Genomic DNA, 12,581 nt, shown 5'->3' with positions numbered 1-12,581 from the left:
AATTACATAGATAGGAGTTTAAAGGAATGTCAAAAAAATTAAACGCGCAAGAAATTATTCAATTTATTTCAGATTCTAAAAAAGTAACACCGGTAAAAGTATATGTTAAAGGTGAAGGTGTTGCCAATTTATCATATGGTGAAAATTCAAAAGTTTTTGGTGAACAAAATAATGCTGTAGTTTTCGGTGAATGGAGCGAGATTGAAAGTGCACTAAAAGAACATAGTGATAAAATTGCAGATTATGTCGTTGAAAACGATCGTCGCAATTCTGGTGTACCTTTACTAGATTTAAAATATCAAAATGCTCGTATTGAGCCAGGTGCAATTATCCGTGATCAAGTAACTATTGGTGACAATGCCGTTATTATGATGGGTGCCATTATAAATATTGGAGCTGAAATCGGTGAAAAAACAATGATCGATATGGGTGCGGTTTTAGGTGGACGTGCAACTGTAGGGAAAAACTGCCACATTGGTGCAGGAACAGTTTTAGCAGGTGTTATCGAACCACCATCAGCGACACCAGTTATTATTGAAGACGATGTTGTAATCGGTGCAAACGCCGTCGTATTAGAAGGTGTACGAGTAGGTAAAGGCGCTGTTGTAGCAGCAGGTGCGATTGTTATTAGTGATGTTGAGCCATATACAGTTGTAGGTGGAGTACCTGCACGTGTATTAAAACAACTTGATGAAAAAACAAAATCAAAAACGGAAATTATTGATGCACTAAGAAATATTTAAGAAGGTGTCATAATGGATACACTTGTCCAAATCCGTAGAGAATTGCATCAAATTCCAGAACTCGGATTTAAAGAATTTAAAACGCAAAAATATTTGCTCGAAAAGATATCCGAATTTCCCCAAAATTATTTATCAGTTACTACTTGGAAGACAGGAATTGTAGTGCAAATTGAAGGGAGTAATCCAACGAAAACGATTGGTTGGCGATCTGATATCGATGGTCTTCCGATAGTGGAAGAAACGGGCTTACCCTATTCCTCTATCCATGAAGGCAATATGCATGCGTGCGGCCATGATTGTCATATGACAATTACTCTTGGATTAGTTCAAGCGCTTGCTAGCAATCAACCGGAACAAAATGTAGTCGTTTATTTCCAACCGGCTGAAGAAGGACCTGGTGGTGCAAAACCGATGCTCGAATGGTTAAAGACGGAACGACCAGACCTTTTACCCGATGAAATTTATGCATTACATATTGCTCCTGAATATCCAGTGGGAACTGTTGCAACACGTCCAGGATTGTTATTTGCAAATACATCTGAACTGTTTATCGATTTAAAAGGGAAAGGTGGACATGCTGCTTATCCCCATAAAACAAAAGATATGACAGTTGCTGCTGCCAATTTAATTGTACAATTGCAAACGATTGTTAGTCGTAATGTGGACCCGATGGATAGTGCCGTTGTAACGATTGGTAAAATGACTTCTGGAACAGTGCAAAATATTATCGCTGAAAATGCGAGGTTAGAAGGCACTATTCGAACGTTGAACGCTCAGGCAATGGCAGAAGTGAAGCGACGTATTGAGGCAATTTGTGCAGGGATTGAAGCTTCCTTTGATTGTGAAGTTTCAATCGACTATGGTTCAATGTATTATGAAGTGAATAATCATCCTGAAAGCGCAAAACGATTATTAGATTTTGCTGATCAATTTGAGGGGGCAACTTCTTATCATTGCCCAGCGGCTATGACTGGTGAAGATTTCGGTTATTTCTTAAAGGACATTCCTGGTGCTATGTTTTGGGCAGGTGCAAATTGTGAATATGGATTGCATCACGCAAAAATTAGTCCAGATGAACAATTATTATCCTTCAATGCCCAATTTGTGGAACAATTTATTAGATCGTTATAAAAATAAAAAGAGTCATTCTTTTCTATGTATTTACATCGTGAAAAGGGATGACTCTTTTTTTATGAGATTGTCCCGTTATAAATTATTGAGTAGGGCTACCCAATAAATGGGGCGCTTTTTTCAGCGTCCAACTATATGCTAATACGAAACAACCTAGTAATATTACTGTTCCTAATATAAATGGAGAAGCCATATTCCATTCAAGTAATACACCTGCTAAGGCAGGTCCAACCATATTTCCTAAACTCATATAAGCATTATTCATACCAGCAGCAAACCCTTGATCGGCACCTGCAAACTTAGAAATTAACGTATTAACAGCTGGTCGTATAAATACTGTTGCAATTTGGAATAGCGTCGTAACGAATAAAATGACAAAGAAGCCACTAATGTAAATCATTAAGACCATTGAAATAGCAGCAGCAATTAAGTTTGCATAAATCACTTTCATTTCGCCAAAACGTTTAAATAAATTATCAATGATAAACATTTGAAGAATGACACCTGCAAATCCACCAACAGTAATAACTATGGCAATATCAGTAGGTGAATAATCAAATTTATGTGTTAAAAACATCGATAAAGTTGATTGGAAATTTGAAATACCAAAGCTAAAGGTAAATACGACAATTAGTAAAATGAAATAAGGTGTTTTCACCGAACGTACTAATTGGTTAATAATATTTTCCCGTTTCACTTCTTCTGTTTCCTTCATTTGTGGTGGGACATTCGGTAATACGATAATTGAGAAGATGGAAGCAATTAATGCAATAATACCTGCTAAGAAGAAGGGAAAGTGTAAATCGACATTTGCTAAAAATCCACCTAAGCCTGGTCCAATCATAAATCCAAGGGAAATGGCAGCACCAATCATTCCCATCCCTTTTCCTCTTTCTTCAACAGTAGTAATATCGGCGACATAGGCCATAATTGGTGGCATAATAAATGCAGCGCCAACACCACTTAAAAAGCGTGCGATAAATAGTATCCACACATGAGTAGCTAATCCAAATAATATTTGGGAAACACCGTAAACAAACAGTCCCCCGATAATGAAAATTTTTCTACCGTAGCGATCTGATAAATCACCTGCTACTGGAGACAATAAAAATTGGGCGAAGGCAAAGGAAGCGATTAAAAATCCTAGTACTTGCCCGCCGACGCCGAAAATTTCGAGGTAGGAAGGCAATACAGGAATTAATATCCCAATACCTCCCATCGTAATAAACATATTAGTCATCAAAATGAGTAAGACAATTTTTTTCTTTTTCTGTGTCATTTCTGTCCACCCTTTCTTACTTGTATCCCCTTTATATAATTCATGTTTCATAGCTTATCATATTGTATATCTATTAACTACAAATAAGTAGTGGACTAAAGGCTGAAACAAATTAGATTTATCGACAATTTTCAACATGGATTGTTCGTTGATTAAGTGGTGAGGAATCTATTACCGTATACTCATTTTAAACTCTAGGAAATACTCATTATATTTTCCTAACCATTCCAAGCCTAAGTTTTTGTAAACTTCTAATTTATTCCTTAATGTTTCATTAGGATAGAAACGTTCATCCTCTATAACTTCAGGATCCATTAATTCCATTGCGGCTTGATTAGGAGTAGAATAACCGACATAATCATTATTTTGAGCAGAAACTTCAGCATCTAACATAAAGTTGATAAATGCATGGGCACCGTCAATATTTGCCGCCGTTTTAGGTATAACGAAATTATCGAACCATAAATTAGAGCCTTCTTCAGGAACGGCAAAATCAAGCTCTTCATTTTCCCACATCATATCCGCAGCTTGGCCAGACCAAGTTAAAGCAACTGCTGCTTCGTTATTAATCATTAAAGGAGTAATCTCATCCCCAATAATCGCCTTCACATTTGGTGATAAAGTAATTAATTTGTCTGTCGCTTTACGAAGTAAGGCATCATCTTTCACATTTAATGACTCACCGATAGAGTTCAGACCCATTCCAATTACTTCCCGGGCACCATCAACTAAAAATACTTTATCTTTTAAGGATGGGTCCCATAAATCTTCCCAAGTTGTGAACGTTAAATGGTCAGCTACTAAATTGGGGTTATATACGATTCCGACTGTTCCCCAAAAGTATGGGATGGAATATTGATTTTTCGGATCGAATGCTAAATCTAAAAAATATGGGTCAATGTTTTTCAGATTAGGTATTTTAGAATGGTCGATAGGTAAAAGTAAATCTTCTTCAATCATTTTTTCCACCATATATTCCGACGGTACTGCTACATCATAAGCGGAGCCACCTTGTTGCACCTTTGTCATCATCGCTTCATTCGAATCAAATGTCTCATAAATGACATTGATACCTGTTTCTTCTGTAAATTGATCAATTAAATCAGGATCAATATATTCTCCCCAATTGTAGACCGTTATCGTATCTGTCGTTTTAGAAGAACTTGTGGATTCTATTTTATGAATCGCAAAGAAAAGGAGGGCACATACGACTATGATTGCAACGGTTGCTTGTATTAATGATTTCATCGATGTACCCCCTCTGTTGTATTGTTTTTAGTTCGATTCGTTACAAAGTAATAGCCAATCACAACTAACACTGTTATGAAGAATACAAGACCGGATATTGCGTTAATTGTAAGGGAAATACCTGCCCTTGCCATCGAATAAATTTCAACGGATAAAGTGGAAAATCCATTACCAGTAACGAAAAATGTAACAGCAAAATCATCTAATGAATAGGTTAAAGCTAAGAAGAATCCAGCAAATATTCCTGGTTGAATATATGGAAGGATGATTCTAGTTAAAACATCCCGTTTTGTAGCACCTAAATCCCTTGCCGCATCAATTAAAGAAGTATTCATTTCTAAAAGCTTTGGTAAAACCATTAAAACGACAATAGGTATACTAAAGGCAACATGGGATATTAAAACAGAAGCAAAACCTAATTTGATGCCGATGATTGTAAAGAGTATTAAAAAGCTTGCACCAATGACAACGTCCGGACTTACAATTAAGACGTTATTTAATGAGAGAAGTGTATTCCGCATTTTATGATCTTTAATGGAGACAATTCCAATTGCTCCTAATGTTCCGATTATCGTAGCAATTAATCCTGATAAAAGAGCCACAATGACTGTATTCATCAAAATGACAATTAATCTTGAATCATCAAAAATAGCTTTATAATGCTCAAGGGTGAAAGATTCAAAATGATTCATAGTCCCACCACTATTAAAGGAATAAAAGATCAAGTAAAAGATAGGTGCGTATAAAATGATAAAGACTACAATTAAGTAAATTTTTGAAACGGAAGATAGTTTTTTCACTATGCGCGGCCTCCCTTCTTTTGACCTGTAAACAGCATAATAATGACCATTAATATAATGAGGAAGACGGCAATTGTAGAGCCCATACCCCAGTTTTGAGATACAAGGAACTGTTGTTCAATTGCTGTACCTAAAGTAATCACTTGATTCCCAGCGATTAATCGAGTAATCATAAATAAAGATAATGCTGGAATGAATGTGACTTGTATACCTGATTTCACTCCATCAATTGTTAATGGGAAAATGACGCGACGGAATGTGGTAAAACTTGAAGCCCCTAAATCTCGAGCTGCATAAACTAATGTCGGGTTTAATTTATTCAATGAGTTAAAAATTGGAATAATCATAAATGGAATAAAAATATAAACCGACACAAAGATAAAACTAAAATCTGTAAATAAAATTTGTTGTTGTTCAAGACCGAATACTTTTATAAAAGCATTGATAGGTCCGTAAAGTCCGAATATCCCAATAAAAGCATAAGTTTTTAATAATAAGTTAATCCAAGAAGGAATAATGATTAACATTAACCATAAATGTTTATGTTTTGTTTTAGTTAACAAATAAGCAGTCGGATATGCAATCATTAATGTGAAGAACGTAATTAAAAAGGCATACCAAAAGCTAGTAAGCGTCATTTTTAAATAAACTGGTGTAAAAAAGGCTTTATAATTATCGAAAGTAAAGTGACCATTTAAGTCGAGCATGGAATAATAAACGATTAAGGCGATAGGAGCGATGACGAATAAAGCTATCCAAAAAGCATAAGGGAATAGTGACCCTTTCGAAGCTTTATCAAACATTTTCTTCTTCTCCATAGGACTCTAGTCGTTTATCAAACTCTTCTTCTGTTTCATTTAATCGCATAACATGAATCGCCTCTGGAGAAAAGTCCAGACCTATTTGTTCACCTACTTCGGCCTTTTTAAGAGAGTGTACTAACCATTCATTCCCATCTTGATCATAGGTTGATAACTCATAATGAACACCTCGGAACAGTTGGGTATCGACTGTTACAACTAACTTACCTTTATCTACTGTCGTCATTTCTAAATCTTCCGGGCGGATAACAATATCTACTTTTTCGTTCGGTTTCATTCCTTTGTCAACACAATCGAAAGTCTTGCCAGTAAATTGGACTTTAAAGTCTTCAATCATTACACCGTCAACGATGTTTGATTCACCGATGAAGTCTGCGACAAAACGATTAATTGGTTCGTCATATATGTCAACAGGTGTTCCAGATTGCTGAATCTCGCCATCATGAAGGACAAAAATTTCATCGGACATTGCCAATGCCTCTTCTTGATCATGGGTTACAAAGACAAAGGTTTTTCCTAAACGTTGCTGTAATTCCCGCAATTCATATTGCATTTCTGAACGCAATTTTAAATCTAGGGCAGATAATGGTTCATCTAGTAGAATGACTTGTGGGTCGTTAACAATCGCTCTAGCAATCGCAACCCTTTGCCGTTGACCACCGGACATTTCAGAAATTTCCCGATTCCCATAACCACTTAAATTAACAAACTTTAAAGCTTCCAGAACTCGTTCTTGAATTTCTTTTTCTTTTAATTTTTTAATACGTAAACCGAAAGCAACATTTTCAAAAACATTTAAATGGGGAAAAAGGGCATAATCTTGAAAAACCGTATTCACTTGCCGCTCGTTCGCTGGTACATGATTAATTTTTTGATCGTTAAAATAAATATTTCCTTCAGAAGGATCTGTAAATCCGGCTATGATACGCAAAATTGTTGTTTTACCACAACCTGATGGACCTAACAGTGTATAAAACTTGCCTCTTTCCAGTTCAAAATCGATGTTTTTTAATACAACGGTGCCATCATCATACGATTTTGAGACATTTTCAAATCGGATAATTGTATCACTCATGTTCTTACCTCCTATAAATAAGATTCTGTCGCTACTAATAACAATTCTGTTTTGCCATTGTTGGCGTTGAAAATTTGATGATTAGATGATGCTTCATAATAAATAGCGTTACCTTCACTAGCGATATATTCTTCTTCACCTATTACGAGTCGTATACGACCTTTTAGTACATAGATAAAGGTTTCGGCTAAGGAAGGTTCAAATTGTTTGTATTCACCATCTTTTTGAAGAGTTAAAATAACAGGTTCCATTTCTTTTTCATTCGAAGTTGGTATGAGCCATTGGATTTTATAGTTTTTCTCTTCATCAATATAGGAAGTTTGATCGTCTTTGTTATAAACAACCTTTTGCTCCTGTAACGAATCGTCAAAGAATTCCTTTGGAGTCGTTCCTAAAACTTCTAATATTGAAAATAATGTCTCAATTGATGGGGAATTTAAATCCCGTTCTAGCTGTGAAATATATCCCTTTGTTAAATCTGTACGTTCACCTAACTCTTCTTGTGTAAGACCTTTTTTTAGTCGCAATGCTTTAATTTTCGCACCAATTTGCATGTTATAACTCCTTGGATTGTTTAGTATACATAAACTTCAAATATAAAAGTTTACTATAACAAAACTTTTTGTTTATTATTAACGATACAATTATACAAAATTCGAGTAAAAAATCAATAGAATATTTCTCGTAAGTGGAAATTTCTCCAACTAAATGAATATGTTGTTAGTTGAATGGAAGAATTTCTTATTGAAATTGGTTTAAACGTGGAGGGAAGGAAATGACGGAACTACAAGTAGGAAAACAAGCTCCTCTGTTTGAAATGGATGCGGTAATGCCAGATAAAACCTTTGGGAAAGTGTCGTTAAAAGAAAATATACAACAGGAGAAATGGACTGTTTTATTTTTTTATCCTATGGACTTTACCTTTGTCTGCCCAACAGAAATTACGGCTATTTCAGATCAATATGAGCTATTTGAAGATTTGGATACTGAAGTTATCGGTGTTTCAACCGATACGGTTTATACCCATTTAGCTTGGATTAATACGGATCGAACGAAAAACGGACTTGGCCAGTTAAAATATCCCCTTGCAGCAGATCATAATCATCAAGTTGCCAAAAAATATGGAGTATTAGTCGAGGAGGAAGGAGTTGCATTGAGGGGGTTATTTATTATAAGTCCGGAAGGGCAGCTTCAATATCAATCAATTCATCATGATAATATTGGTAGAGATGTCGACGAAGTATTAAGGGTACTTCAAGCCCTTCAAACAGGTGGATTATGTCCTGCAAACTGGCGGCCTGGAGATGAAACTTTGTAGATATTTCGAAAGGGGGGAGTTCTTCTCAATTTCTTTCAAGGAGGATGTTTATGAAATTACGTTCACCAATGCCTGAATTGATGGGAGAAACGAAATGGTTAAACGGTGCAGTATCAAATCAAGAGTTAGTAGGAAAGAAACCAACTTTAATTCATTTTTGGTCGGTTAGTTGTCATTTATGTAAAGAGATAATGCCTGAAGTTATCCAATTAAAAGAGCGGTACAAAAATGAGTTGAATATGATTGCAGTGCATATGCCTCGATCCTATGAAGATACCGACGTCGATAAAATTAAGAAGGTGGCAAAAAAATATAAAATATCCCATCCTATTTTTATTGATAATGCCCTGAAGTTAAGTGATGCCTTCGAAAACGAATATGTTCCAGCCTATTATGTTTTTGATAAGTTTGGTTTACTTAGACATTTTCAGTCGGGTGGTAGCGGCATGAAAATGCTCGAAAAGAGAATAAATAAAATACTAGCAGAAAATTAAGTAGATTAAAGAGAAAAGTGTAGCATTTAGTTGCTACACTTTTTCATTTAAATTGCTTTTGATTGTGCTAGTTTCATTAAATAATATTGTTCTTCTCTTGCCATATGATCTGCCATCGATACTGAAAAAATACCTAGTACTTCAGCATTTAACTCCATTTCTTCCAATTCGTTTAAAAAGGTTTTGAATAATCCTATTTCTACTTCAACATCATGGTTAAATTTTGATAGGGCGGGAAATTTACTTATATTTGTTCGTAAGTAGCCTGTTAACTCAATCGCTTTTAAATAAAATTGTTCAAAATGTTTTGTAAAGGTGTGGCTTTTGTCTTTTAATCTTTTTTCTACACCGTCCAGACGATCGTTAATAGCCCCTGCGTGTCCTGAAGCATCAACTAACCATAATAAATGATGATGTAATTCGTGGAAGATTGGTGGGGCTTTCCCTTGTTTTAAATAGCTTAATATTAGTAAATATTCCTCTAATTCATTAACCATATGATTAATAAAAGTAGGCGTAAGATGGATTTTCATATTTTCTGTAATATGGCGTTTAATAATCGATAGCTTAAAGTCCCTTAGTTGGTTAGCAGCCTCTTCTACTTTAATAGTAAACGGTTGCATATTGGATTCATTCAACATTTTTACTTGGGCTAAAAGCTGATCGAATTGTTGAATAAAATAAGTTGCTTTCGCAATATCATCTTTTTCTGATGGATAAAGTGAATCATGGATAAATCGAGCGTGATCCCCTAAAACTTGTAACCAAAATCGATGTTCAAAAACGGCACTCTTTACATAATCGGACAAGTTATACCCACTCCTTTTTTCACTTCATCTTAAAGTATTCAAAGATGCTCCAGTTTATTAAAAAATCACTACCCTTTATAAATAAAATTCATAATGTTTTTAGTTTATTTAACTTTATTAATCCGATTATTAATTGGTCGGGGAGTAATTAGTGAAAGGGATAAAAGTATTTGGAATGCATATTTTTATAATCAAAAACTTAGAATGGGGAAATTTAGATATTGGATGTAGAACTGTTGATTGAGTTAAAAAATATTTGAATAGGGTGTTTTTGAATAAATACATAATGTATAACTTAGAACTGTAACAGTCACACTGTAATTATATTGTTTAATTCTTGGATTGACTTTCTTTTAGCGTTCATGATGATCTTTTGGAGATTCCCTTTTTTAGAGCCAATTCTACGTATAGAGGGGGAGGAAAACTTGTCAAAATTAGTTCATGAATTCAATGACATGATACGAAAACTACGGAAAGAGTCATTTGGGAAGGGACCTGAACGAATTCATACAGTTTTTATTGAAAATATGGCCATCGCTACGTTATATGGAAATTTAACACCGACGGAAAAGTTTATCACGGGTTCGGAAGATGGAAAGGATATGGTACATGCAGCGAGGACGAAAATGATTCAAGAAATTTATGCGAAAAGTCCACCCGAAGGAATGGAAGAACTCATTGGAGCGAAGTTGGTTCATCTTTTCAACGATATCAAGGTAGAAGAAGATATTGCCATATCAGTTTTCGTTTTTGATAGGGATATTACAGAAAATAGAAAGGAATAATATAGGCTCTTACTTTATAGTGACAATCAATTTATTATAAGAAAATAAAAAAGTGTTGCAGTAAATGCCATTATACGTTAAAATGAAAAACGTTTCCAAAACAAATATAGTGAAAACATAGAATGGTAAATAAGTAAGACCTGCTTATTTGCTTTTATATGAATTCTATATATGTATAATTATGATGGTTTGATTTCTTTGTATCGAGTGCAGAGGCGTTAGGCAGCATCTCAAAAACCTTTTTGTAAAAAAAGGTTTTTAAGGTGCTGCCTTTTTTAATTAGAAATAGGAGGAATATTTATGGCATTTCATAAACCGCAAAAAATTGCAGAAATTACGATAGAAACAGGAGTGACGAAGACAAAGCTTCCTTTTTCACATCTGTTGTTGCTTGGATTTTTAGGAGGAGCATTTATTTCACTAGGCTATTTACTAGATATTCGTGTCATTGGTGATTTGCCTAAAGAATGGGGAAGTCTATCTAATTTAATTGGGGGAGCAGTTTTCCCTGTTGGTCTAATATTAATTGTTCTAGCTGGGGCAGAACTGATTACGGGAAATCTGATGTCGGTCTCCATGGCATATTATGCAAAGAAAATTACTTTAGGTAGTCTTGTTCATAATTGGGTTTGGGTTACGTTAGCAAATCTAGTGGGAGCACTTTTTGTAGCTTATTTCTTTGGACATGTAGTTGGTTTAACTGAGATGGGTCCATATTTGGATAAAACGGTGGCAATTGCAGAGTCAAAAGTAGATCATACGTTTTTAGAAACTTTTGTTTCGGCGATTGGTTGTAACTGGCTTGTATGTTTAGCGATTTGGTTAGCTTATGGAGCAGATGATTTTATTGGAAAAATTGCAGGCATTTGGTTCCCAATTATGGCGTTTGTCGCAATTGGCTTCCAACACGTTGTTGCGAATATGTTTGTAATACCTGCAGCAATTTTTGCAGGACAGATGACTTGGGTTGAGTTTATTGGAAACATCATTCCAACGTTCCTTGGAAATGTAGTAGGTGGAGCGATTTTTGTTGGATTGCTTTATTGGTATGTTTACGATAAACAAGCAGGTAAAGTTCAGAAACCTCGTTAAATTTTTGAGAAACGAACACTAATTTAGGAAACGATTATAAAAAATAATACGAAAAACTGTCTAGTTCTCTTAGGGGCTACTTTAATTTCTTCTTATTAGAAATTGAAGTAGCCCTTTGGTTTATTTTCCTTATATCGTTTTACAACGAATACTAACCAAAAAGAAGTTTTAAAGCAGGATAAAGTACTGTAAATATGTTTAGATTTTTTACAATCGTAGTTTGTACAAAACGATAATACTAGGTTAAAATAGTATCATTGATGTTTTTTGTACGGAGGGGCATAATGAAAAAAGAATTTGTAGTAATAGGATTAGGTCGTTTTGGGGGTAGTATTGTACGGGAGTTAGTTCGATTAGGGGCGGATGTTTTAGCAATTGATAATTCTGCTGAAAGAGTAGATGAATACGCGAAAATTGCTACCCAGAGCGTCATTGCAGATACGACGGATGAGGAAGTTATTAAATCCTTGGGTATTCGAAACTTTGAGCATGTTATAGTAGCCATTGGAGAAAACATTCAAGCGAGTATACTAACGACGTTAATTTTAAAAGAGCTCGGTGTTGAACAAATAACGGTAAAAGCCCACAATGATTACCATGCAAAAGTATTAAAGAAAATTGGAGCAGATCATGTCGTTCATCCTGAACGGGATATGGGGATTCGTATTGCGAATAATATTATGTCCAATAATGTATTAGATTATTTAGAGTTGTCCGATGAGCATTCAATAATGGAAATTCGAGCCAACGATCGAATTGCTGGATTTTCTTTAATTGATCTAGATATCCGTGCGAAATATGGAATTAATATTGTTGGAATTAAAAGAGGGGAAACGATTGTGATTTCTCCAGCAGCTGACGATAAAATATTATTAGGCGATATTTTGTTAGTGATAGGAGCCGATGTAGATATTAATCGCTTTGTAAAAAAGGCGATGAGCTAAAAAAATTTCCTCATTAAAATAAAGGAAAGGGTTGTCTAAAAT

The 12,581-nt window shown here is 34.9% G+C and carries 14 protein-coding genes; 7 read left to right on the top strand and 7 right to left on the bottom strand.

Annotated elements, in window-relative coordinates; genetic code table 11:
• The first annotated feature begins 26 nt into the window (after window positions 1–26).
• Both dapD and EC501_RS11265 read left to right on the top strand, forming a co-directional pair.
• A complete protein-coding gene (dapD, locus tag EC501_RS11270; protein WP_122972399.1) occupies window positions 27–743 on the top strand; it encodes a 2,3,4,5-tetrahydropyridine-2,6-dicarboxylate N-acetyltransferase in 717 nt (238 codons plus the stop codon).
• Between the two features lie 12 nt (window positions 744–755).
• Entirely contained in the window at window positions 756–1,874 is a 1,119-nt protein-coding gene (locus tag EC501_RS11265) for an N-acetyldiaminopimelate deacetylase (RefSeq protein WP_122972398.1), read from the top strand.
• A gap of 82 nt (window positions 1,875–1,956) precedes the next feature.
• Here EC501_RS11265 and EC501_RS11260 read toward each other — a convergent pair whose 3' ends face one another.
• From EC501_RS11260 to EC501_RS11235, 6 genes are all read right to left on the bottom strand, one after another.
• A complete protein-coding gene (locus EC501_RS11260) occupies window positions 1,957–3,153 on the bottom strand; it encodes an MFS transporter (RefSeq protein WP_122972397.1) in 1,197 nt (398 codons plus the stop codon).
• Between the two features lie 171 nt (window positions 3,154–3,324).
• Window positions 3,325–4,401: an ABC transporter substrate-binding protein gene (locus EC501_RS11255; protein WP_122972396.1), complete on the bottom strand. Its 1,077-nt coding sequence runs from the start codon at window positions 4,399–4,401 to the stop codon at window positions 3,325–3,327.
• Window positions 4,398–5,201, bottom strand: a complete 804-nt coding sequence (locus EC501_RS11250) for an ABC transporter permease (RefSeq protein ID WP_122972395.1) — start codon at window positions 5,199–5,201, stop codon at window positions 4,398–4,400. The genes EC501_RS11255 and EC501_RS11250 overlap by 4 nt, the downstream gene beginning before the upstream one ends.
• Complete coding sequence (locus EC501_RS11245; protein ID WP_122972394.1) at window positions 5,201–6,004, bottom strand: ABC transporter permease; 804 nt, start codon at window positions 6,002–6,004, stop codon at window positions 5,201–5,203. The genes EC501_RS11250 and EC501_RS11245 overlap by 1 nt, the downstream gene beginning before the upstream one ends.
• On the bottom strand, window positions 5,997–7,097 hold the full coding sequence (locus tag EC501_RS11240; RefSeq protein WP_122972393.1) for an ABC transporter ATP-binding protein: 1,101 nt from the start codon (window positions 7,095–7,097) through the stop codon (window positions 5,997–5,999). The genes EC501_RS11245 and EC501_RS11240 overlap by 8 nt, the downstream gene beginning before the upstream one ends.
• Window positions 7,098–7,108: 11 nt before the next feature.
• Entirely contained in the window at window positions 7,109–7,651 is a 543-nt protein-coding gene (locus tag EC501_RS11235; RefSeq protein WP_122972392.1) for a helix-turn-helix domain-containing protein, read from the bottom strand.
• A gap of 221 nt (window positions 7,652–7,872) precedes the next feature.
• Between EC501_RS11235 and EC501_RS11230 the strand changes: the two genes are divergently transcribed.
• Together EC501_RS11230 and EC501_RS11225 are read left to right on the top strand one after the other, a co-directional pair.
• A complete protein-coding gene (locus EC501_RS11230; protein WP_122972391.1) occupies window positions 7,873–8,415 on the top strand; it encodes a peroxiredoxin in 543 nt (180 codons plus the stop codon).
• A gap of 50 nt (window positions 8,416–8,465) precedes the next feature.
• A complete protein-coding gene (locus tag EC501_RS11225; protein WP_122972390.1) occupies window positions 8,466–8,909 on the top strand; it encodes a TlpA family protein disulfide reductase in 444 nt (147 codons plus the stop codon).
• Window positions 8,910–8,956: 47 nt separating this feature from the next.
• Here the strand turns inward: EC501_RS11225 and EC501_RS11220 are convergent, their stop codons facing one another.
• Window positions 8,957–9,718: a DUF2935 domain-containing protein gene (locus EC501_RS11220; RefSeq protein WP_122972389.1), complete on the bottom strand. Its 762-nt coding sequence runs from the start codon at window positions 9,716–9,718 to the stop codon at window positions 8,957–8,959.
• 425 nt (window positions 9,719–10,143) lie between these two features.
• Here EC501_RS11220 and EC501_RS11215 point away from each other — a divergent pair, with 425 nt between their 5' ends.
• The 3 genes from EC501_RS11215 to EC501_RS11205 all read left to right on the top strand — a co-directional run bounded on the left by EC501_RS11215 (window position 10,144) and on the right by EC501_RS11205 (window position 12,539).
• On the top strand, window positions 10,144–10,503 hold the full coding sequence (locus EC501_RS11215) for a Na-translocating system protein MpsC family protein (protein ID WP_122972388.1): 360 nt from the start codon (window positions 10,144–10,146) through the stop codon (window positions 10,501–10,503).
• A gap of 300 nt (window positions 10,504–10,803) precedes the next feature.
• Window positions 10,804–11,595, top strand: a complete 792-nt coding sequence (locus tag EC501_RS11210; RefSeq protein WP_122972387.1) for a formate/nitrite transporter family protein — start codon at window positions 10,804–10,806, stop codon at window positions 11,593–11,595.
• 284 nt (window positions 11,596–11,879) lie between these two features.
• Window positions 11,880–12,539, top strand: a complete 660-nt coding sequence (locus EC501_RS11205; RefSeq protein ID WP_122972386.1) for a potassium channel family protein — start codon at window positions 11,880–11,882, stop codon at window positions 12,537–12,539.
• The last annotated feature ends 42 nt before the right edge of the window (window positions 12,540–12,581 follow it).

The sequence above is a fragment of the Lysinibacillus halotolerans genome (genome assembly GCF_003711845.1).
GTDB classification, from domain to species: Bacteria; Bacillota; Bacilli; order Bacillales_A; family Planococcaceae; genus Ureibacillus; species Ureibacillus halotolerans.
This window is presented reverse-complemented; position numbering and strand designations above follow the sequence as displayed.